The sequence below is a fragment of the Pseudomonas sp. UYEF17 genome, from assembly GCF_040546125.1.
GTDB classification, from domain to species: domain Bacteria; phylum Pseudomonadota; class Gammaproteobacteria; order Pseudomonadales; family Pseudomonadaceae; genus Aquipseudomonas; species Aquipseudomonas putida_Z.
Window position 1 is genome coordinate 25,752 of record NZ_JBEPNE010000016.1, and the last position, 21,560, is coordinate 47,311.

Here is a 21,560-nt window from a genome sequence, read left to right on the forward strand (position 1 = left end):
GGGCAGGTAGGTGATGATGCAGATCCTGCTTCGCGAAACCGCCAGTAACCCGCCTGCCCCGGTCATGGAGCTACGTGAATAGCTAGCTCATAACGGCCAGTAGCCGGGTCTAAGCAGCATGCGGAAGAGCAAGCGGAGCGCGCCAGGCGTGAGGATGGAAGCCCGTAAGGGTCGAGACACGCAGTGGCTCGATTCACGACAGCCGCTCCCGCAGGGCACGCCCAAACCTCAAGGCTTTCTAGGCTTCGCCCTGGCCGTCGCTTCAGCAACCAATGGATCTTCAGGCCAATGATGCTTGGGGTATCTACCCTTCAAATCCTTCTTCACCTCGACATAGGTGCTGCGCCAGAAGTTGGCGAGATCCTGGGTGACCTGCACAGGCCTACGAGCCGGCGACAGGAGATGCAGAATCAGCGGCTGCCTGCCCTGAGCAATGCGAGGGGTTTCTGCCAGACCAAACAGTTCCTGAAGTCTCACCGCGAGGATCGGCGGATGCTGCGAGTAATCGATGCGGATGTTCGAACCAGACGGCACCTGGATCGCCTGAGGCGCCTGGGTCTCCAGCTCCTGTGGAAGCGGCCACGGCAGGAAATTTCTGACTATCGACGACAGATCCAACTGGCTGAAGTGACTGAGCCTCGTGACTTTACCCAGGTACGGCGTGAGCCACTCTTCCAGCGTGTCGAGCAGGTTGCCATCGCTGAGATCTGGCCACTTACTTTCTGCCTGGCCACTCTGGATATCCAGCTGACGCAGCAGATCGACCCTCGCCTGCCACTGCCGAAGCTCCGGATTCCACGGCAGGAGTTCGATGCCCTTGCGCCTCACCAGGTTGACCAGGGCCAGCGAACGGGCTTGCTCATCAAGACTCGGCAGAGCTTTCGTCGACAAGATGAGCTGCCCAACCTTCAACTGCCGCTCAGCCTTCAGCCCCCCTTCCCTTTCGTCCCAGTCGACCTCATCCACCGACCTCACCAGGTCGGTCAACTCGTCATCGAACAAGGCCGGATCGAGGTCACTCGCCAGGTAGATCCGCTCTTCGCGCTGCCCTTGCCGGCTACCCATATCGGCCACCACCAGCCACTCGTGTTTGGTAAGTGCATCGGGCTCTGAGAACACCGCAGCACGACCGTTGGAGAGACGGTATTCGGATGCACTTGCACGCCTCTGCAGGCCGATTCGATCAGGGTATGCGAACGCCAGGAGACAACCTACCCATCTTGGGTGATCGGGCTCGCTGACAGGGCTGGAGGCCTTCCCACGCAGTAGGGATCGGTACTGCCGAGCCGACTGCTTCACCCGCTGAAGGGAGCCGCCACTACGACGTGAATGTTGCTCGCCTGACAAGGCACTCAGCCTGGTGTGAAGGTCAGCACCGGCTCCACGTAGGATGTCTTTCTCTCCGAGCAGCGCCGCGATGTTGCACGCCAGGTCATCTAGGCCCATCGCATTGCCTTTGATGAGCATGTGAGCGATCCGTGGATGCGCTGGGTGCTCGCTCATGCCTGATCCGTGCGGTGTGAGCTGTCCTGCATCGTCGAGTGCGCCCAGGCGCTTCAACAGGTCTCTGGCTTGGCCGAAAGGAGCTGATGGAGGTTTGTCGAGCCAGGTCATCTCTTCTGGCTCCATTCCCCACCGGGCCAGCTGGAGTGCCAGGGCTGCGAGATCCGCCTGCAGGATCTCTGGGGTGCTGTAGCCGGCCATTTGCTCGTGCTGTGATTCCGACCATAGGCGATAGCAGACGCCTGGCTCCAAGCGCCCTGCCCGCCCCGCTCGCTGCGTAGCACTGGCCTTCGAGATACGCTGCGTGTCAAGTCGGGTCATGCCACTGCGAGGATCGAACTTCGGCACTCGCTCGAGACCACTGTCCAACACCACCCTGACGCCTTCGATGGTCAAGCTGGTCTCAGCGATATTCGTGGCCAGTACGATCTTCCGGGAGCCCTTGGGTGCTGGGTCTATCGCGGCACGCTGGGCGTTAAGGTCGAGGTCACCGTACAGCGGGCATACGATCACCTCTGGACGGCTGCTCAGTTGCTCCTTGAGGTCTTCCGCCACCCGCCGAATTTCTGCCTGCCCAGGAAGGAAAACCAGAACGCTTCCCGACTGTTCATTGATGGCGGCCAGGCAGGTGTCTGTGACTCGCGCATCGATTCGCTCGCCCGGCTGATAGGGGCTACCCCAAACCGTCGAGACCGGATACATCCGCCCTTCACTGGTGACCACAGGCGCATCATTCAGCACCTTTGAAAGGCGAGTACCCTCCAGTGTTGCGGACATCAGGAGCAGCTTCAGCGGGGGCTCATCACGCAACAGTTCACGAGCACTAAGGCACAGAGCCAGCGCAAGGTCAGAGTCAAGATTTCGAAGATGGTACTCGTCGAAGATGACCACACCCACACCGTCGAGCGCGGGATCATCTTGGAGCCGGCGCGCCAGGATACCTTCCGTGACCACCTCGATCTGGGTTCGCGGGCCTACCTTGCTTTCAAGACGAATGCGGTAGCCGACAGTCTCACCAACCTTCTCACCTAGCTCACTCGCCAAACGCTCAGCCGCCGCCCGAGCAGCCAGCCGGCGAGGTTCGAGCATCAGGATCTTCTGGTCACCAAGCCAAGGTTCGTTCAGCAGCGCCAGGGGCACCCGAGTGGTCTTGCCCGCACCGGGTGGTGCTTCAAGGATCACTTCGTTGCGGTTGGCTAGAGCCTCTCGTAGGTCTGGCAAAGCGGCATCGATTGGTAACGAACTCATGTCTACTCCAACAACGAAGCGTGCAGTATACAGAGGTTCCTGTACGCCCTTTTAGCCATCCTCGTAATGGGCTTGGTAGCCTGCTCAGATAGGGTGTTTCTTAGCTCCAGGTTTCAACTGAGTGACGTTGCTGCGGGTATCCAACTGGAATTGTAATTCTCGCACGCGCTCTACCAGTTGAACGTTCTGGGCCATCACGTGGTAAAGCTGGCCACGGGCGATTTCAAGATCGGACAGTGCTTTGGCCGCCTTGTCATTCGCTCGTTTGACCTGCAACGCTTTTGAGGAGCTCTCGGTGCCGTAGCTTTTGCGATAAGCTTCTATATCAGCGAGTAAAGCGCGATGACTCGGGCGGTCTTTCTTCAGATATCCACGGTCAAAGCCAGCCTCGACACTGACAACTCCAGCCGTAATTTTGGTTGGATCCAGACCCACATGTGCTGCCACATGGGGTTCACCCGCCTTCAGCCTTTCAAAAGCCTCTCTACATTTATCTATCCCTTTGACTGTCATCGGTCAAACCTCCACTACCGCGATAAACTTTTGGTGAAATTTTTTCAGTCTGTCGAGCTCAGTTTTGACCACCTGATATTCACCAGTACCCGGCTCATACAAAGCAAGATCTGCCTCATCATCAGCAATAGCGGCCTCAAGCTTGTCCTTTTCGATGATGGACTCGTCGCAATTCGTGCAGGGGCCAGCATCGCCCAGGAGATAGAATTCACAGTTACCTGAGTAGGTACAGGCACCCAAAATAGTTGATTTATAGGAAATCTTGCCTTCCGCAGCCAGCTTTTCGGTCTCCTTCCTGACATCGACAATATGGATGTCGCCCTGATCCAATTTTTTGCGCTGGTTTGAGATATAGGTTCCTGTCCCACCAAAAATCGGGCTATCGCTGCCGAACGCATGATCCAAAAGATCGTAAGCGATGCTCATGGGAACACCAGCCTGGTACTCAAACAGGACATGGTTTTTGGGAAGAATGAAATCATCGGCCTCTGGATCATAATAACCAAAAATGGTTTTAAGCCTTTCAAAGTTATTGCCGTAATAGCGACTCATTTGAGTGGTCAGGTGCTTGAACTGCTTCCGAAGCGTAGGTAAAGAAATGAACCCACTATTGCGTCCATAATAAGCTAGAGAGCGACGGAACTGATGAGTTTTGAAAGACCAAGGCGAGCCAACCCGAAACTCCGGCTCAAGAGAAAAGTCACGCTTCGGATCGCTAGTTTGCAGCTCTAAGAAATCTGCATCCCTGATGAAGTCAAAATGCTTAAGGCGAGCAGGCTTATGATTAGTATCTAGCCCAGAAACACCCACTTTGGTTTTAGGGCGATTAATAATTGCAGGTGTCAGAAACAGAGGTACAGCATCATACGATACTCGGAACAATATCGACAATCCGCGACAGATGCTTTGAGCGACTTCTACCGCACGCACAACCTCATCAGTAGCGAGCCAGGCGACTTCCTTATGATACCCAGTAAATTTGGTAGTAGTTGAAATCACTCGGACAATCATCGATTTATCTCGTATGACACCTTCCTCATCGACTGTGGCTGCGCTTACCTCCTCATCGCTGATACAGTGATAAGGCAACCGCATAACCTCCTGGTCTCGCATGCCAGTATAAAGATGAATAATCGTTTTAAGAATCCACTGAATCTTTATTATCGCCCCGGACAAATTATTACGACCGCGACAGCTTAAATCATCTGTAAATACGGATGATAAGCCATGAGAAATTACAGCTTGCTTGAAGTCAGGCTCATACGAAGAAATCCCAGATTTAAGAGATCCCTGTATCTGACGGCCACGGCCATAGCGAGAATTTTCAAAAGAGCTCAGAAACGTCTCGAGTGCGTGTCGATTATCGTAAAGCAAGTTGAGCCAATCATTTGAAGAGTTTATTAGGCCGAGATAGATCCGCGCAGGAATCACAGGGGTCTGATTTGACTTCTTATCGTCGACGCCGAATCTGAGATGAAAAACACCATGCAATTTGTAGCCCAGACGATGTTCACCGATGGCAACGATATGACCCAACATGGCTCGCGTGCCCTTCCGGAATGTTTCGCCAAAATCACTTTTAATAATCCAGTCGCTATACCCATCAAGGTACGCAGGATTAGTAAATAATTGTTGGAGACTAATGCTGCCAATCAATGGATTGGCCTTCTGGGCATAGCAATACCGTGCAGCCATACGCAAAACAGAAAAATATTTAACTAAAGTTTCAGCACTGAGCCTGCCAAGCTTACCTGCACGCACATAAAAAAGCAGGCAAAAAAGGAGATACCTTACCTCTTCAACAAGACCAGCACGCTCAGCGTCAAGCTTATCAAAAATGCTATTGAACGAAATAATACCAATCTTAGTTGCCTTAAGACGAAGCGGGTTTAAGTCCCATATATCGCCCCCATAAATGACACTGAGCGTACCTTGTGCGTCCCGACAGATGACAAAGTCGGGAGAAGGCCTCCACTTCGAATCAACCGGTATTTCGGATGCAGTCTCAAGAAACTCTGACTGGCCATCATTGAAATGGAGCATGCTAGCCATTAAAAATATATACCCATTTTTTCATAACGCTGAAGTCGCCGTTCCCAAAAAACGGTTAGAATGCCTAAGTCAAACACTTTCTTCCTGACCATGACGACCAAATTCGCAGATTCCATAGAGCGATCAGATATAGCATTTAAAATAAAATTAATGCGAACAACGACTTCCTTGAATATCTTTTCTGAAAACTCGAAGTTAGGAGCATTAGATCTAACCCCCTCGATAACATAAAGAAAACTTAACAGCTTATGGATATCTGCCTCGTCCGCGTGAACAAGATAATGAATGCAAAACAAACAACCATATTGCGTTTTACAATCCGGCTCTATGGATACCACTGGAATATCGCTTTGTGGATTATCAAGGGATTCGCAGTGCCCGACAGAGATAGACACGCCAGGAACATTATGCGATTCCTTTATACGTTCAGCAGCTTTCCTGATCGCAGCCCAATATTTCTTAAGCTCTTCCTTTTGATTTGAAAGCGGGGTGCCAACGTAGGATGCAAGGTTCGTTCGCTCCGTGTGGTTCATTACCGCACTTACCAGAAGAGGCGAATGGCGCAGATAATGGAGCGTAACACTCTTATGCTTACGCATTAACCTTGGTGGTATGTTGCCCGAACCTCTAGGCAAAAACACTCCATTGAGAATCTTATAAAATTTAGATGAAAATATCGCTTCCAAGGGCTTTGGACTGTCAGAATCAATATCCACATCAATTGCTTGAAAGAAAAGGTATTCCGACTCACGCCCTTTTAATACCCACTCACGAAACTTCAGGTACTCACGCAAGATCTCCATACCAGGGCCACGACCGATGGAGTAGCCAACTTCCAACCCTTTAGCCCTGAGTTTGATAGCTGTCAAATCTTTTTTAAAGGGCGATTTGACCAACTCTGCAGCATCTTCGTATAGAAACTGTACCACTTCGCCTGAGTTTGCACCTATCACCGCATTTAATAGGCATGCAAATGCTCTCATTGCAACAGATGCCAGCCTCATCCTGAAGAGATGATAGTCATCCGAATTGGCCTCATTTACGGCCCGGATAGCGTCTGCAACAGCTTCTTTAACATCCTTCAGTCTCCAATCGGGACGTTCCAGACTCAGTTCCTCAACACGCTTTACTCTACCCTCTTTATAGTCGTAAGCCGAAAATTCGTGACCACCCTCAGTAAGCGGGGTGATATACTTTCCATTACCAGGAAATATATGCGTATGGTAGTGAGTGGTAACAAACTTCAGCGGGTATGGCGCTCCCTCGATCAAGAACCTCGAGAAGGTAAATGCGATGACGAGACAAATGTCGACATACTTCTGGACAGCACGCTCATCTGGAGCATCCAGACCGTCTTGGCTAGCCGTTACGGGTGGCACAGCCGTAAGAATGTATTCTGCCTCTAGTGGAAACTGTAGTTCAATGGCCCGCCTCAGAGCCCGCTGGTAGAGTTGGCCTGTGTGCGGAGACATTTTATTCGGGCCGAGAATAGCCTCAAAAATATGGTTAGAGTATCCAACGTAACCCCGCCGCGCAGACTCAGGACTGCAAAGCACATCGGGAATGCCATTCGATTCGCACCAGACCAACCCGGACTCAAGCGACTTAAATTCCGTCTCGATTGTCTTATGGCTGGAACCTTGCAAGAAGTAGAAATCCCACAAAGCGACAAGAGCCTTGCGCCGACTAGGCATAACCGAATTAACATCTACAAGATATCCGCTTTTGGATTTCTCGCGAACAGAGTAAGCAAGCACCCCTACATCTAAAGGAGAACGCCTATGATCTAGCTCGAGCGTAATAAGCTCAGGATGGACAATATTGTCTGCCTGGGCAATTGACGACAAGGTAGAGGGATAAGTTCCGCGAACGATCAGCTCAGTTGCCATGGCGCTCTACCACAACCAGATCCCGATAAGAAGACATCTTGAAAAGTGAGTCTTCGTAATCTTCTTGAGCCCTCATCTTCTCAGGAATCATTTTAAAGAGCTTGAGGTAGTTTTCAGTTGTTTCCCGCCGCTCATGGTGAAGTCGCTCCTGAATAATTGAAATCTCATCACCAGGCAGCAAGCGACGGCTTTCCAAGCTTGGAATCAAGAGCTGATACAGCTGATAAGCAAAAGTAGCTCGAAGCCAGTGAAAGGTGAAATCCTTAGGGAAATCTGCAGGCACAGATCTCATCAGCTTTTTCTTAAGGGTCTCAGCTACAGCCCCCTGGGGACGGGTGTTAACGAAACTATATCTGGGATCAGACCCAGCCATGTAGTAGCAGTTAGCTTGCTCCGACAGAAATACGTATTCCTCCCCTGCTGGTATCATATGCAAGGCAGGATACGAAGTTTCATACCCCTGAAGAAAGCGTTGACGCCGATTCTTCGAATAAGCGCTCCGCACGAACGTGACCAAATCCTCAGCGAGCGACTTGGGCACGTGAAGCGTCTGGGGCTTATTGTTCTTGGTATCAATTCCCGTACCTGGCCCCGCCTTCAGAATGTACGTACCCTCTGGCTCAAGCTCCCCCTGAACCAGTGCTTCTACATGCTTTACCCTCAGCGTCAAAACAGTCTGCTTTCGAGCGCCTGTCATAAGAGCAAACAGGATTATCAGCCGTTCTTGGGCGCTCCAGCTGTCTGAGTTGACCGCCTCAATAACGCTAACTAACTCAGTATTAGTTAACGGGCGAAGGCATTCACCTTCGTCATCAACAAAGCCCTTGGGAATTATTTTACTCTTGTTGTAACGCTGTGTTTGGCTTCTCTGCTCAACGGTTACCTGTCGCGTGAAGCCATAAGCATTTTCAATGAAAATATTAATTTGCTTGACAGTATCAACACGATCAATGTCGATAGAGTGCCAATACTGCGATACAAACTTATAAAACTGGTACACGACCCCAGTGTATTGATTGCAAACCGCAGCCCCACGCCCTTCCATCTTCATAAGATGAGCATGATACCGATAGGTTGGTCGCAAAGTTATCCTCTTCCCAGAGAAGTCGAGCCAATTGATGTTATTCTCTTCAGTAAACATCAAGTAATCTAAAAGCCGACTAGCCTTGCGCTTAGCATCGTCAGTTGGTCTGTTGTGAGCGTGCTTATCCCTTACTAAATGAATCAAAAACGAATTAGCCTCTTTCCAAGGCTCACCATTCTTATGAAACAAAAAGGGCATATTAAAAATGCTACGGGTTACTGCATCTCCAATAGACTCTCTCACTTGGAATCCGGGAATTACTCCGTCCACGCCGACTATTTCAACAGGCGTCGATCCGTCCGGCTCTAATCCGAAATAAAGGCTTCCAAAAGCCTCACTGACCTGAGGGATAACAATCAAACGCGTTGAATGTTCAGGGTTTACGAAAGCAGCCACGGCAGAGACCCAACCAGAAAAAGCCGTCAATCCTAAACGTTTCGCGATTTCAGCTCAAGGATTTTGTCAATCATCGAACGTTACAAGAAACCGTCAATCAGGCAACGTTGCGTGATAGTTTCGGATATCGCCCCTTCAGATCTTTCTTCACCTCGGCATAGGTCGTACGCCAGAAGTTGGCCAGGTCCTGGGTCACCTGTACCGGGCGGCGTGCCGGTGACAGCAGGTGCAGCTTGACCTGCTGGCGGCCATTCGCGATGCGTGGGGTATCGGCCAGGCCGAACAGCTCTTGCAGGCGCACCGCGAGGATCGGCGGGTTTTCGCTGTAGTCCAGGCGGATGTTCGAGCCGGACGGTACCGCCAGGTGCGCGGGGGCCTGCTCCTCCAGACGCTGCGGCAGCGGCCATGGCAACAGGTTGCGCAGCATCGACGGCAAATCCAGTGCGGCGAAATGGCTGAGGCGCGACACCTTGCCCAGATAGGGCTGCAACCAGTCTTCCAGGCCGGCGAGCAAGGCCTCATCAGCCAGGTCGGGCCATTCGCTGTGGCCGTCTTTGGCCAGGTCCAGTTGACGCAGCAAGGCCACGCGCGCCTGCCATTGTCGCAGCTCGGGAGTCCAGGTCAGCAGGTTCAAGCCTTTGCGCCGGACCAGCCCAAGCAGTGCGCGAGCCCGCGCTTCGTCATCCAGGCCGGGCAGCGGTTCGCGGCTGAGCACCAGCTCGCCGACCTTGACCTGGCGCTCGGCACGCAGCACCTGCTCGCGTTCGTCCCAGTCGAGGATATCGACGCGCTCGACCTGCTCGGCCAGCACGCCCTCGAGCAGCGCCGGCTCGAACTCGGCAGCCAGATAGATGCGTTCTTCGCGCTGCCCCTGGCGGCTGCCCAGGTCGGCGATCACCAGCCACGGGCACTTCATCAGGGCATCGACATCAGCAAACAGCGCCGCCCGGCCGTTGGCCAGCCGATATTCCGCACCACCCTCGCGGCGCTGCTGGGCGACGCGGTCGGGGTAGGCCAGCGCCAGCAGCGCGCCCAGCCAGCGCGGGTGATCGGGGGCCGCAACCGGCGCGCCTGGTTTGCCACGCAGCAGGCCACGGTACTGGCGAGCCAGTTGGCGCGCACGCTGCACACCGCCGTGGCTGCCACGAGCAGCTTTGCTTTCGCCACTGACCAGCGCCAGCCGGCTGTGCAAATCGGCACCACCGCCGCGCTGGATATCCCGCTCGCCCAGCAGCGCAGCCACATCACAGGCCATCTGTGCCAGGCCCAGGTCCTGGCCGCGCAACAGCAGATGCGCGATACGCGGATGCGCCGGCAACTCGGCCATGGCCTGGCCGTGTTCGCTGAGGTTGTCACGGCTGCCGGGCTTGAAGGCGTTGAGCCGCGCCAGCAGGTCCTGGGCCTGGGCGAAGGCGGCCGTGGGGGGCTGGTCGAGCCAGCGCAACTGCTCGGGTGTAACACCCCAGCGCGCCAGTTGCAGGGCCAGGCCAGCCAGGTCGGCCTGCATGATCTCGGCGCTGCCGTGGGCGGCCAGCTGGTCATGCTGGGCCTCGGACCACAGGCGATAGCACACGCCGGGCTCCAAGCGGCCGGCACGGCCAGCGCGCTGAGTGGCACTGGCGCGAGAGATGCGTTGGGTGTCCAGACGAGTCATGCCGCTGCCGGGGTCGAAACGCGGTACCCGGGCCAGGCCTGCGTCGATCACCACGCGCACACCGTCGATGGTCAGGCTGGTCTCGGCGATGTTGGTGGCCAGCACTACCTTGCGCAGGCCCTTGGGCGCCGGGTCGATGGCCGCACGCTGGGCGTCGAGATCGAGCTCGCCATGCAACGGGCAAAGCAGGACCTCGGGGCGCTCGCCCAGCGCTTCCTGCAGGCTCTGGTGCACCCGGCGGATCTCGGCTTGACCTGGCAGGAATACCAGCACACTGCCGGCCTGGTCGGCCAGTGCCTGCAACACGCTGTCCACTACCCGTGGCTCGATGAACTCACCCGGCTGGAAAGGCCGCCCCCAACGGATGTCGACGGGGTGCACGCGGCCTTCGCTGCTGACCACCGGAGCATCATCCAGCAGCCGCGAAAGGCGCTCGCCTTCCAGGGTCGCGGACATCAGCAAAACCTTCAGTGGCGGGTCGTCCCGCAGCAACTCCCGGCCATTCAGGCTCAATGCCAGGGCCAGGTCGGCATCAAGGCTGCGCTCGTGAAATTCGTCGAAGATCACCAGCCCCACACCCTCCAGCGCCGGGTCGGCCTGCAGGCGGCGGGTGAGGATGCCTTCGGTTATTACCTCAATGCGGGTGTTCGGCCCGACCTTGCTGTCCAGGCGGATGCGATAGCCCACGGTTTCGCCGACCTTTTCGCCCAGCTCGCTGGCCAGGCGCTCGGCCGCAGCCCGCGCTGCCAGGCGCCGGGGCTCGAGCATGAGAATGCTCTGCCCAGCCAGCCACGGCTCGTTGAGCAGCGCCAGCGGTACGCGGGTGGTCTTGCCGGCGCCAGGAGGCGCCTCAAGCACCGCTTCGTCACGGTTTTCCAGGGCCTGGCGCAGGGCGGGCAAGACAGCATCGATCGGTAATGAAATCATGGTGGTCCTCGAACAGTCTGGCGAGTATAACGGCGAACCCAAGCTGCCCTATCATGGTCTTAGCTTCAGGTGCAGGCGTTTCGCTTGCCCTGCTGAATACCTTTTCGGAGTTTTTACATGCGCATCCCATCCCGCGTCATCGGTGGCGCCCTCATCGTCACCTTGCTGACCCAACTGACGGCCTGCGGCACCATTCTGTACCCGGAACGTCGTGGCCAGATCGGCGGCAAGATCGACCCAGTGGTTGCCGCAATGGATGCCATCGGCATCCTGTTCTATGTGATCCCGGGGCTGATCGCCTTCGGTATCGACTTCGCCACGGGGGCCATCTATTACTCAGGCGGGCGATCCGCCCAGGTCGACCCGGTCAAACTGCGCGAAGCCGTGAGCCCCGATGGCAAGGTCGACAACCTGAAGCTGCAGGCCATTCTGGAAAGCGAACTGGGCCAGCGCCTGCCGCTGAACGACCCACGGCTGATCCAGCATCGCGGCAGCATCGAGCAGTTGGCCAGCCTGGGTCTGGTGCCTGCAGCCTGAAGCACAAGGACACTACCCACGGATGATGACCACCCCGGCTGAACACCAGCGCCTGCTACGCCTGGCCACTCGCGCATCGCTGGCGGTGGCCAGCATCCTGGTCCTGAGCAAGGCGTTGGCCTGGTGGCTGAGCGGCTCGGTCAGCCTGCTGGCCGGGCTGACCGACTCGGCACTGGATGCCGTTGCCTCGTTCCTCAACCTGCTCGCCGTGCACTACGCCCTGCGCCCGGCCGACAACGATCATCGTTTCGGCCATGGCAAGGCCGAGGCCCTGGCCGGTATGGCGCAGGCGCTGTTCATCGGGGTCAGTGCGGTGCTGATCGGTGTGCAGGCGGTTGAACGCCTGCACACCCCGCAACCCTTGGGCGATACCGCCGTCGGTATCGGGGTAATGCTGCTGTCGCTGGTGCTGACCCTTGCCCTGCTGGCACTGCAACACAAGGTCATCCGCCTGACCGGCTCCACGGCGGTACGGGCCGACTCCCTGCACTACCGCTCGGACCTGCTGCTCAACGGCAGCATCCTGCTGGCCCTGCTGCTGGCACGCTTTGGCTGGCCGCAGCTGGATGCGCTGTTCGGCCTGGGCATCGCTGTCTATATCCTCTGGAGCGCGCTGCAGATCGCCCGGGAGAGTACGGCCATCCTGATGGACCAGGAACTGCCCGGCGATGTTGGCGAGGACATGGCAGCGCTGGTGCTGGCCATTCCCGGGGTCAAAGGCGTGCACGACCTGCGTACGCGGGTGTCGGGCAACCAGTGGTTCGTGCAGTTGCATCTGGAGATGCCGGGGCAATTGCCGCTAAATGAAGCGCATGCCTTGTGCGTGGAGGCCTCGAGGGTGATCCGCCAGCGTTATCCACAGGCGGATGTGATGGTGCATGCGGATCCGGTGTGAATCAGTGAGCGTAACTGTGGGAGCGGGTTTACCCGCGAACACCGGCACAGCCGGTGCCATGCACCGCGTCGCATTCTTCGCGGGTAAACCCGCTCCCACAGGGCTCTGCGCCGGCTTCAATCAATACGTGAGGCACACAGGTCCATTGCCGGGACGTGTCCCGCTTCAGTTGATGCTGTAGCCTCGGCCGCTGAAACAAGCGCCCAGCGCCCGCCGGTAGTTGTCCGCCACATTGGCCGGCGGTGCATAAGTCGCCGTCGCCGGGTCGAACCCTGACTGGCTCACCGCCCAACGGTGGCACTGGTAACGGTCCTGGTCCTGCTGCTCCTGCCCTTGCCCATACATCGGGTAGGCCACCACGTCATACCCACCGCCTACAGGTGCCGGCGCCGCAACCGGCGGGTTGACCACCACGTACTCGCGGCTGTCGGCCAGGTACTGGTAATAGGTATCTGCCACCAGGAAGAACAGCGCCCCGCCCAGCCAGACTTCCCGCGCATAGGGCGGCAGGTAATCGACCCGCACGCCACGGGGCGGGGTCACCACGACATAACGGCCACCATGGGGGCGATACCAGTAACCACCGGAGTAGAAGTAGTCATCGCCACGGTAGGGCACTTTCCAGTAGCGGTCCGGGAAATGATCGATGGTGTGCCCCGGGCGATACTGCGGCCCCGGCCCCCAGCCATTGCCATGACCATCCGGGCGCCCCTGCCAGTCACCGCCAGGCCGTTGCCCCGGGCCACCGGCTTCCCAATGGCGGTTATCGCCATGGCGGCGGGGAATGTCCTGGTAATAGCCCTGGCGTGGCGGCTGGGTCTGCTGCACTTCGTCACGCGAATTGAGCGAGCGGCCCGGCGCCCCCTCGCCCGGCCCTTCGGCCATGGCCCCGAGGCTGATGCTCAACCCCAACACACCAACACCTGCCAACTGCCAGATGCGCGACTTCATGCTGTTCCTCTCGGTAGAAAATACGGCAACCACAGCCAGTCTACCGCGCCTGTCACGCAGGCCAATTAAATTTCCGGACATGAAAAAAGGGAGGCCGCTGGGCCTCCCTTCAGGAATTGTCGTCCGTGCTCGGCACTTGTGGCGCCGGCTCACCTCACACCGTCTTCTGGAAGGTGTGTAGCCCGGGGGCCTGCAGATCCTGTTGGATGGCTGGCCGCGACCGCCCGCCTAGGGCGCGTCGCCGTGGACTGATGTCCGGGCAGTGATTCTGTGGATAAAGATACCGGACAGGTTGCGGCAGATGATTGCGAAGATTGCTCGGATAAATAGCACTTGCGCAATTTTTCACCCTGGATTGATAATTCACCGCAATCCGAACAGAAAAGGCATAAACCATGAGCAAACTTGACCGCTACGACCTGAGCATCCTCGCCGAATTGCAGCGCGATGCGCGCATTTCCAACCAGGAACTGGCCGAACGCATCGGCCTGTCGCCTTCGCCATGCTCGCGTCGGGTCAAGCAACTGGAGGACGATGGCTACATCTCGCGCCAGGTGGCCCTGCTCGACCGCAAGAAGCTGGGCCTGAGCCTGACTGCCTATGTGCTGATCGGTATGGACCGCCACACCCCGGAGCGTTTCGAAACCTTCGAGGCGGCCATCCGCAACCTGCCACAGGTGCTCGAATGCAGCCTGGTCACCGGCATGGATGCCGACTACCAGCTGAAGGTGGTGGTGCCCGACATGGACCACTACCAGAAACTGCTGCTAGGCAGCCTGACCCGCATTGAAGGCGTCACCAGCGTGCGTTCGAGCTTTGTGCTGAACCAGGTGCTGGCCAGCACCGAGCTGCCCTTGACCCACCTGCGTTAATTGCCTGCGCCAGCAAGCGTATAATCGGCCGCTCAACCCGCCTGGAGAAAACCGATGGATCCCGCCGTATTCGAAGAGTGGATGATGATCATCCTGGTCACCGTGTTGATCGGTTTCATGGGTTTCATCGTCTGGGACCTGGCGAAAAAGTCCAAGGCCGGGCGGTTCGGGACGCTGATCCTGTTCTTCGTGCTGGGGCTGGGGGTGCTGGCCTTTATCATCAAGAGCGTGGTGGTGGGGTTTCTCGAAGGGGTGTAAGCCTCAAGAAAGCCGGGAGCGCTTTGCGCTCCTTTCGCGACACAAGGCCGCTCCTACAGGGATCGCACAATGCCTGAGTTTGCGCTGCACCTGTAGGAGCGGACTTGTGTCGCGATGGGCCGCAAAGCGGCCCCCGCTAGCGCTGCAACTTCGCCGGAACTTCGCGCCAGCAGCCCTGTTCCAACCCATCCAGCGCCCAGTCGCCAATCCGCACCCGCACCAGGCGCAAGGTCGGCAACCCCACCGCCGCCGTCATCCGCCGCACCTGGCGGTTACGCCCTTCGCGAATAACCAGCTCCAGCCAGCTGGTCGGCACGCTCTTGCGAAAACGCACCGGCGGGTTGCGCGGCCACAGCTCGGGCTCGTCCAGGCGCCGCGCCTCGGCCGGCAAGGTCGGCCCATCGTTCAGTTCCACGCCATCGCGCAAGCGCTGCAACTGCTCCTCGCTCGGCTCCCCCTCCACCTGAACCCAGTAAGTCTTGGCCAGCTTGTGCTTGGGGTCGGCAATGCGCGCCTGCAGGCCGCCATCGTTGGTCAGCAGCAACAGGCCTTCACTGTCGCGGTCCAGCCGCCCGGCCGGGTACACGCCGGGGATGTCGATGTAGTCCTTGAGCGTCGCGCGCCCGTCGCCGTCGCTGAACTGGGTCAGCACGTCGAACGGTTTGTTGAACAGGATCAGGCGCGGCTCGGCCGGTGGCGCCTTCGGCTGGCGACGCGGGCCGGTGGCAGGCCGCGCCTGGGGGCGGCGCGGCTTGGAACGGGGTGGCAGTGACATGGATCCTCAGCGGAACGGCGGCTCATCGAAACTGCGCAGTTTACGCGAGTGCAGCGAGTTGAGCTCGGTGCGCAGCAGGTCGAGGGCGGCAATGCCGATCTTCAGATGCTGGCTGACCGCCCGGTTATAGAAGGCGTTGGCCGAACCCGGCAGCTTGATCTCGCTGTGCAGCGGTTTGTCGGACACACACAGCAAGGTGCCGTACGGCACGCGCAAGCGGTAACCCTGGGCGGCAATGGTACCGCTTTCCATGTCCACCGCCACGGCACGCGACAGGTTGATCAGCGGCCGCTCCTGGGCCCAGCGCAGCTCCCAGTTGCGGTCGTCGTAGGTCAGCACGGTGCCGGTGCGCAGGCGCTTCTTCAGCTGTTCGCCACGCTCGCCGGTGACCTGCGCGGCGGCTTCCTGCAAGGCCAGCTGCACTTCGGCCAGGGCCGGAATCGGGATGTTCGGCGGCACCACCCGGTCGAGAATGCCGTCACGGCGCATGTAGGCGTGTGCCAGCACATAATCGCCGATGGTCTGCGACTGCCGCAGGCCGCCGCAGTGGCCGATCATCAGCCAGCAGTGCGGGCGCAGCACGGCCAGGTGGTCGGTGATGTTCTTGGCATTGGACGGGCCGACGCCGATGTTGACCAGCGTGACGCCGTCGCCATCAGCGGCGATCAGGTGATACGCCGGCATCTGGTAGCGGTGCCAGACCACGCTGGCCACCAGGGCCTGGGTTTCACCGTGGTCCATGCCCTTTTCGATCACCACGTTGCCCGGCAGCACCATGCGCACGAAGCGCGGGTCGTCACGCAACTGGTCGAGGCCGTGGCTGATGAACTGGTCGACATAGCGGTGATAGTTGGTCAGCAGGATCCACGGCTGCACATGGCGCCAGTCGCTACCGGTGTAGTGCACCAGGCGGCGCAGCGAGAAGTCGACACGCGCGGCATCGAACAGCGCCAGCGGCAGGGTTTCGGCACTGCCCCAGTCATACAGGCCGTCGGCGATGTTGTCGGTGGCAGCCGACAGGTCGGTACTGGGGAACACCCGCGCCAGCTGCGCGGCGGTGATGCCGCTGCCGGCCAGTTCGTCGCCCTGGTCGACCACGTAGGGGTAAGGGATGTTCTGTTCGCTGACGCCGACCTCTACCGTGACGGTGTAGTCGTGCATCAGCGGGCGCAGTTGCTCCAGCAGGTAGCCACGGAAAGCAGCCGGCTGGGTGATGGTGACACTGTAGGTACCGGCCACCTGAACCTTGGCGTAAGCCCGCGTGGTGGCGGCGACTTCACCGTGGCTGTAATAGGTCAGGCGCAGCGCCGGGTAGCGGAACAGGTCGCGCTCTTCGACGCCCGGCTCGGTACGGTCCTTCAGGTAACGCTTGAGGGCCTGGCTAAGGGCCCCGGTGGCCTGGTCATGCAGGGCCGCCAGACGGTCGACGGCCTGTTCGGGGGTATCAACGACTACAAAAGCTTGGCTCACACTGTGCTTCCTGTCTGGACATGCATGTGAACCATCTTGCCTGCCTTCTTGGCTAAATACATCCCCATTGATCGGTGTTAATCAGCAGGCCAGCGCTGGTCCCTGTAGGAGCGGCCTTGTGTCGCGATAGGGCTGCAAAGCAGCCCCGGCAATTTGTGCATCTGCGCTGATCCCCTGGGGCTGCTTCGCAGCCCTATCGCGACACAAGGCCGCTCCTACAGGTCTTGTGCTGGCGTCGCTCTGGCCACCAATGCCTCCACATCCACACCCCGCGGCAACGCCCCATACACGCGCCCGCCCCCCGTCAAGCGGCTGTCGATAAACGCATCACTCACCACCGCATTGCCCGCCTCAAGCAACAGCTTGGCCTGCAGCGCCAGGGCAATATCCTCGGTCAGCTGCCGCGCGCGGTACTGCATGTCGCCAGTGTCGGCAAACGCCCCCTTGAGGTTACCGATGTGCGCCGCCAGGCGCGGGTCCCCGTGCCCATCGCCCAGCTCGGCGAACAGCGCATCGAGCACGCCCGGCTCCTTGGACAAGGCCCGCAGCACGTCCAGGCATTGCACATTGCCCGAACCTTCCCAGGTCGAGTTGACCGGCGCTTCGCGGTACAGCCGTGGCAGGATGCTGTCTTCCACATAACCCGCCCCGCCCAGGCACTCGGCGGCCTCGTTGATCATCGCCGGCGCGCGCTTGCAGATCCAGTACTTGCCCACCGCCGTGACCAGCCGGGCGAAATGCGCCTGCTGCGGGTCTTCCAGCTGCTCCAGCGCCTGCCCCATGCGCAGGCTCAGGGCCAGCGCGGCCTCGCTTTCCAACGCCAGGTCGGCCAGCACGTTCTGCATCAACGGCTGCTCGCTCAGCAGCCGCCCGCCGACCTTGCGGTGCGCGCAATGGTGGGTCGCCTGGGTCAGCGCCTGGCGCATCAGGGCGCTGGAGCCGACCATGCAGTCGAAGCGGGTCATGGCCACCATTTCGATGATGGTCGGCACGCCCCGCCCTTCTTCCCCGACCATCCACGCCAGGGCACCGCGGAACTCCACCTCGCTGGAGGCGTTGGAACTGTTGCCCAGCTTGTTCTTCAGGCGCTGGATATAGAACTGGTTGCGGTTGTCGTCCGGCCGATGGCGCGGCAGCAAGAAGCAGCTCAGGCCCTTTTCGGTCTGCGCCAGGGTAAGGAAGGCATCACACATCGGCGCCGAGCAGAACCACTTGTGCCCGACCAGCTCATACGGCTGGCCTGGGCCAGGTGCGCCGACCGGATAGGCCCGCGTGGTATTGGCGCGTACATCGGTGCCGCCCTGCTTCTCGGTCATGGCCATGCCCAAGGTGACCCCGGCCTTGTGCCGGTCGCCGACGTTGCGCGGGTCGTACTCGCAGGCGAGGATTTTCGGCAGCCAGTATTCGGCCAGTTCGGGTTGCAGCCGCAGCGCTGGCACGGCGGCGAAGGTCATGGTCAGCGGGCAGCCGGTACCGGCCTCAGCCTGGCTGTGCAGGTAGGTCATCGAAGCTCGCGCCACATGGGCACCTGGGCGGGGTTCGGCCCATGGCAGCGAAGGCAGGCCGTGCTCGACGGCGGTGCGCATCAGTTCGTGGTAGGCGGGGTGGAACTCGACCAGGTCGATGCGATGGCCGTAGCGGTCGTGGCTGCTGAACTCCGGCTTGTGCGCATTGGCCAGGAAGCCCGCCTGCATCAGCGGGCCGCCGGCCAGGGCACCGTAGGCATCGATCCGCGATTCGGCCCAACCCGCACCGAAGCGCCGCGACCATTCCTGTAGAGGAAGGTCGAGACGGTACAGGTTGGCACCGTCGAGGGGCGGTGGCTGGTTGGTGACTTCGTGGGTTTCAGCGTACTGGTGCAGGTTCATCGGGGGCTCCTGGATCCGGGTAGCTTGAGAGCCCCAGTGAAGCACTCCCCGCGGGTCAGTCAAAGTGACATTAATGACTAAACATGTGGTTGGGGGGCGCATGTCAGCCCTGACCCGATTCCCGCATTGTCATCAGAAAGCGCTGTAGTCCAAATCCCTATCCATTGTAGGACCCTTCCTAAACCCTCCCCTGCCTGAAAATACCCGCCTACAGGCTGCTAGGTTCCTGGCTTCCACTTTTAAAAAGAGACGAGCCATGAGCATGCGCATGAACATCTTCGGCCGAGGCCAGGGCCTGGATGGTGACGAAACCACCACTGGCGCCATCTGCATTGCCGGCCAGGCCAGGGGCCGTGTACACGGTAAAGACTGGCTGCTAAAGGGCGACAAGACCACCCCATGCCCGCGCTGTGGCCAAGAAGGCACCCTCATCGAAGGCGAGTCCCGCTGGGCGCAGGACGGCATACCCACGGCTGTCGACGGCGCGCTGGTGCAATGCGGATGCCCATTGGGCAGCAATCGCCTGGTTGCGCCTGCGCATACAGGCCCGGCGCCGCGCAGGGCATCTGCGGCCGTCTATGAGTCACCGCCACAGGCTCAAACGAGTAACCAGATAAGAGATACATACCAGCCTGAGGTACTTCAGCCATCGCCCACTCCACAAGGCATGGAACCCGGCTTCTACATCGTTCCACGCTGTATGTCTTATCAGGAAGTCCTGGCAGAACTCGGCGCACCGCAGGCCAACCTGCCCCGCTCGATTCTGGAACGGCTGAACCCGACGTATCAGCGTGGATTCAAGGCAGGCGAAATCTTTGTCATCGGCGACGGCTTGCGGCGGCCGGTCTGCACGCGTGAAGAACTGATTGCGATGAGTGCGGCGAAACAGGCGCGGGAAGCGTTGGCAGAACTGACGCCGGAGGAAGCCGAATTCATGATGCGCCATCAAGCCGAGATCGCCGGGTTGCTCAGTGATGTGAGCCTGGCGATGGGGGTGAGTGAGGCGATGGTTGGCAAGTCGCTGGATGAGCTCAGCGACATATTGCGAAAAATTGAAGACCTGCATAAAGATCAATTCATCAAACATGGGCATCTTAGGCACCCTGAGTTTTTTGCGGAGCGCCAGAAACTATTTAAGCAATTAAGTGCAAACCTGAACGCGACCGTTCTGAACAAGCGGCTCAATCTCGGAAATTATGAAAGTTTGCGGCGGGACTTGGGAATCTCATCCAGAAGTTTGGTCCATCACTGGACCAAAGCGGGAGGACCGACACACATCCCTGGTTATTCGACGCACTTGGACAAACTGGCCAAGATGGCCAGATATTTGAAAACCGGAGGGCGTATAGGCGTAACCATTGGTGGCATAGGCTCGGCAATCAAAGTCTCTGAAGTCTGCAAAGAAGGAAACTCCAGAGCCTGCGAAAAAGTCAAAGTTACTGAGGCTAGTAATTTCTCTGGCGGCTTAGCTGGCGGCTGGGCGGCTGGCAAAGTAACAGCCAGAGTCTCTGCGAAGATTTGCTGGAGATTCGGATCTGGGACTCTCGCATGCGGAATAGTAATCACTGGTGCAGGAGCCTTGGCTGGAAGCATAGTTGGCATGGAATACGGCGAAAAACTCGGCGAATTAGTCTTCGAGGTCTTTGCAGATGATTGAGCATCTTGACTTAAAACTAAGACTATTCTTGCTAGCAACACCTGCATGCCTAATTTTTATTGGGTTTGCTTCTGATGTTCATATCGCCTGCTCTCGCCAATATAAAGAGATGACATCGGCACTCCAACGGAGTGCGTGCCTTCCATTTGCGACCGGTATGTGGGGAGAGAAAAAGATAGGCTCCAGAGTACTAGTCATTTCTGTAATCGCTGGCACCATCGGATCACCAGCCGCAAGTATTCGCAGAGGGCTTATGGATGAGCAAGACTATCTACAATTCCCTAAAAAGCTAAAAAGAAAAATACTTATTTCATCATTGCTGAACATCATCGGCATCATCTGGATAGCCATAAACTTCTTCATAGAATAGCCAAACTGAGAGACCACCCCATATGACCTCAGACCAGAAGCACCACCCCGAATCGCTTACCACCTCGCCCCCTAAAAAAACACAACTCTATGTCATTTCCATTTCAAAACTCATAATCATGGGCTCCTTATCGATGGGCCTGTACCTTTACTACTGGTACTATCGACACTGGTTACTTATTAGAGGCCAGCATGGCTTCAGACTCACCCCACTGCTCTGTACAATTTTCGGTGCGTTGACGATATACTTCTTGATGAAAAAAATCGTCGCTCGCTGCACTCAAGCGAACCGGCCCGTAGAAGGTAGTGCGCTCGGTGTCACCCTGATGTTTTTCGCCCCCATCTTAATGATAGCGGGCTGGGAATTCTATATATCCGAAAAGGTATTCGATAGCCTGCCACTCTCAGTTTTCACCACAATCCCGATTATACTCATGCTCCTGTACACCACCTTTTTCTCGGTAGCAATGGTGCAGATTCAACAATCAGTCAATGTTTACGAGGATGATGCGTGTGGGTTTGAAAATTCAAAAATAACTTGGGCAAATGTTCTATGGCTGATTATCTGCTGGATGCCCATTACCGCACTATTGGGATTTTTGTCGGCTTACGCACCATTAGCGCTGCCCAGCCTTGCCTGAG

Annotated in this window: 17 protein-coding genes; 7 read left to right on the forward strand and 10 right to left on the reverse strand. The window is 57.9% G+C overall.

The window, feature by feature from the left end:
• Nucleotides 1-228: 228 nt before the first annotated feature.
• The 6 genes from hrpB (ABIB24_RS20650) to hrpB (ABIB24_RS20675) all read right to left on the reverse strand — a co-directional run bounded on the left by hrpB (ABIB24_RS20650) (nt 229) and on the right by hrpB (ABIB24_RS20675) (nt 11,266).
• Complete coding sequence (gene hrpB, locus ABIB24_RS20650; RefSeq protein WP_354317113.1) at nt 229-2,751, reverse strand: ATP-dependent helicase HrpB; 2,523 nt, start codon at nt 2,749-2,751, stop codon at nt 229-231.
• An 84-nt stretch (nt 2,752-2,835) separates the two neighbouring features.
• The gene (locus ABIB24_RS20655) at nt 2,836-3,264 is read right to left on the reverse strand and encodes a hypothetical protein (RefSeq protein WP_121757842.1); all 429 of its coding nucleotides are present in this window, start codon (nt 3,262-3,264) and stop codon (nt 2,836-2,838) included.
• A 3-nt stretch (nt 3,265-3,267) separates the two neighbouring features.
• Nucleotides 3,268-5,316 (reverse strand): integrase, encoded by a 2,049-nt coding sequence (locus ABIB24_RS20660; protein WP_354317114.1) that lies wholly within the window; start codon nt 5,314-5,316, stop codon nt 3,268-3,270.
• The gene (locus ABIB24_RS20665; protein WP_354317116.1) at nt 5,316-7,205 is read right to left on the reverse strand and encodes a hypothetical protein; all 1,890 of its coding nucleotides are present in this window, start codon (nt 7,203-7,205) and stop codon (nt 5,316-5,318) included. Before ABIB24_RS20665 ends, ABIB24_RS20660 begins: the two co-directional genes overlap by 1 nt.
• Entirely contained in the window at nt 7,195-8,685 is a 1,491-nt protein-coding gene (locus ABIB24_RS20670; protein ID WP_121757845.1) for a site-specific integrase, read from the reverse strand. Before ABIB24_RS20670 ends, ABIB24_RS20665 begins: the two co-directional genes overlap by 11 nt.
• A gap of 97 nt (nt 8,686-8,782) precedes the next feature.
• A complete protein-coding gene (gene hrpB / locus ABIB24_RS20675; protein WP_354317118.1) occupies nt 8,783-11,266 on the reverse strand; it encodes an ATP-dependent helicase HrpB in 2,484 nt (827 codons plus the stop codon).
• Between the two features lie 117 nt (nt 11,267-11,383).
• Here hrpB (ABIB24_RS20675) and pmcY point away from each other — a divergent pair, with 117 nt between their 5' ends.
• Both pmcY and ABIB24_RS20685 read left to right on the forward strand, forming a co-directional pair.
• Nucleotides 11,384-11,803, forward strand: coding sequence for a periplasmic Zn2+ metallochaperone PmcY (pmcY, locus tag ABIB24_RS20680; protein WP_025340744.1), 420 nt, complete (start codon nt 11,384-11,386; stop codon nt 11,801-11,803).
• A gap of 22 nt (nt 11,804-11,825) precedes the next feature.
• Nucleotides 11,826-12,698: a cation diffusion facilitator family transporter gene (locus tag ABIB24_RS20685; protein ID WP_085663585.1), complete on the forward strand. Its 873-nt coding sequence runs from the start codon at nt 11,826-11,828 to the stop codon at nt 12,696-12,698.
• A gap of 165 nt (nt 12,699-12,863) precedes the next feature.
• On the opposite strand, the gene ABIB24_RS20690 is transcribed toward ABIB24_RS20685, so the two are convergent.
• Complete coding sequence (locus tag ABIB24_RS20690; RefSeq protein WP_085704355.1) at nt 12,864-13,649, reverse strand: DUF6515 family protein; 786 nt, start codon at nt 13,647-13,649, stop codon at nt 12,864-12,866.
• A 395-nt stretch (nt 13,650-14,044) separates the two neighbouring features.
• Here ABIB24_RS20690 and ABIB24_RS20695 point away from each other — a divergent pair, with 395 nt between their 5' ends.
• Nucleotides 14,045-14,521, forward strand: coding sequence for an Lrp/AsnC family transcriptional regulator (locus ABIB24_RS20695; RefSeq protein WP_003249795.1), 477 nt, complete (start codon nt 14,045-14,047; stop codon nt 14,519-14,521).
• Nucleotides 14,522-14,575: 54 nt separating this feature from the next.
• Nucleotides 14,576-14,779, forward strand: a complete 204-nt coding sequence (locus ABIB24_RS20700; protein WP_013974331.1) for a DUF2788 domain-containing protein — start codon at nt 14,576-14,578, stop codon at nt 14,777-14,779.
• A gap of 136 nt (nt 14,780-14,915) precedes the next feature.
• On the opposite strand, the gene ABIB24_RS20705 is transcribed toward ABIB24_RS20700, so the two are convergent.
• From ABIB24_RS20705 to ABIB24_RS20715, 3 genes are all read right to left on the reverse strand, one after another.
• A complete protein-coding gene (locus ABIB24_RS20705; protein ID WP_274078609.1) occupies nt 14,916-15,554 on the reverse strand; it encodes a pseudouridine synthase in 639 nt (212 codons plus the stop codon).
• A gap of 6 nt (nt 15,555-15,560) precedes the next feature.
• Nucleotides 15,561-17,024 (reverse strand): AMP nucleosidase, encoded by a 1,464-nt coding sequence (gene amn / locus ABIB24_RS20710; protein WP_025340748.1) that lies wholly within the window; start codon nt 17,022-17,024, stop codon nt 15,561-15,563.
• Nucleotides 17,025-17,239: 215 nt separating this feature from the next.
• Complete coding sequence (locus ABIB24_RS20715) at nt 17,240-18,892, reverse strand: acyl-CoA dehydrogenase family protein (protein ID WP_274078608.1); 1,653 nt, start codon at nt 18,890-18,892, stop codon at nt 17,240-17,242.
• A gap of 256 nt (nt 18,893-19,148) precedes the next feature.
• On the opposite strand from ABIB24_RS20715, the gene ABIB24_RS20720 reads away from it, so the two are divergent.
• Genes ABIB24_RS20720 through ABIB24_RS20730 form a run of 3 tightly spaced genes read left to right on the forward strand, consistent with a single transcriptional unit; the run spans nt 19,149 to nt 21,559 of the window.
• Nucleotides 19,149-20,549: a PAAR domain-containing protein gene (locus ABIB24_RS20720; protein ID WP_274078607.1), complete on the forward strand. Its 1,401-nt coding sequence runs from the start codon at nt 19,149-19,151 to the stop codon at nt 20,547-20,549.
• On the forward strand, nt 20,542-20,919 hold the full coding sequence (locus tag ABIB24_RS20725) for a hypothetical protein (RefSeq protein WP_274078606.1): 378 nt from the start codon (nt 20,542-20,544) through the stop codon (nt 20,917-20,919). The genes ABIB24_RS20720 and ABIB24_RS20725 overlap by 8 nt, the downstream gene beginning before the upstream one ends.
• 22 nt (nt 20,920-20,941) lie before the next feature.
• Entirely contained in the window at nt 20,942-21,559 is a 618-nt protein-coding gene (locus ABIB24_RS20730) for a hypothetical protein (protein WP_274078605.1), read from the forward strand.
• Nucleotide 21,560: the final 1 nt, after the last annotated feature.

What these genes read in the sequence shown, in the direction of transcription:
- hrpB (WP_354317113.1), bottom strand. Translation starts at nt 2,751, where the DNA reads ATGAGTTCGTTACCAATCGATGCCGCTTTGCCAGACCTACGAGAGGCT.
- ABIB24_RS20655 (WP_121757842.1), bottom strand. Translation starts at nt 3,264, where the DNA reads ATGACAGTCAAAGGGATAGATAAATGTAGAGAGGCTTTTGAAAGGCTG.
- ABIB24_RS20660 (WP_354317114.1), bottom strand. Translation starts at nt 5,316, where the DNA reads ATGGCTAGCATGCTCCATTTCAATGATGGCCAGTCAGAGTTTCTTGAG.
- ABIB24_RS20665 (WP_354317116.1), bottom strand. Translation starts at nt 7,205, where the DNA reads ATGGCAACTGAGCTGATCGTTCGCGGAACTTATCCCTCTACCTTGTCG.
- hrpB (WP_354317118.1), bottom strand. Translation starts at nt 11,266, where the DNA reads ATGATTTCATTACCGATCGATGCTGTCTTGCCCGCCCTGCGCCAGGCC.
- pmcY (WP_025340744.1), top strand. Translation starts at nt 11,384, where the DNA reads ATGCGCATCCCATCCCGCGTCATCGGTGGCGCCCTCATCGTCACCTTG.
- ABIB24_RS20685 (WP_085663585.1), top strand. Translation starts at nt 11,826, where the DNA reads ATGATGACCACCCCGGCTGAACACCAGCGCCTGCTACGCCTGGCCACT.
- ABIB24_RS20690 (WP_085704355.1), bottom strand. Translation starts at nt 13,649, where the DNA reads ATGAAGTCGCGCATCTGGCAGTTGGCAGGTGTTGGTGTGTTGGGGTTG.
- ABIB24_RS20695 (WP_003249795.1), top strand. Translation starts at nt 14,045, where the DNA reads ATGAGCAAACTTGACCGCTACGACCTGAGCATCCTCGCCGAATTGCAG.
- ABIB24_RS20700 (WP_013974331.1), top strand. Translation starts at nt 14,576, where the DNA reads ATGGATCCCGCCGTATTCGAAGAGTGGATGATGATCATCCTGGTCACC.
- ABIB24_RS20705 (WP_274078609.1), bottom strand. Translation starts at nt 15,554, where the DNA reads ATGTCACTGCCACCCCGTTCCAAGCCGCGCCGCCCCCAGGCGCGGCCT.
- ABIB24_RS20715 (WP_274078608.1), bottom strand. Translation starts at nt 18,892, where the DNA reads ATGAACCTGCACCAGTACGCTGAAACCCACGAAGTCACCAACCAGCCA.
- ABIB24_RS20720 (WP_274078607.1), top strand. Translation starts at nt 19,149, where the DNA reads ATGAGCATGCGCATGAACATCTTCGGCCGAGGCCAGGGCCTGGATGGT.
- ABIB24_RS20725 (WP_274078606.1), top strand. Translation starts at nt 20,542, where the DNA reads ATGATTGAGCATCTTGACTTAAAACTAAGACTATTCTTGCTAGCAACA.
- ABIB24_RS20730 (WP_274078605.1), top strand. Translation starts at nt 20,942, where the DNA reads ATGACCTCAGACCAGAAGCACCACCCCGAATCGCTTACCACCTCGCCC.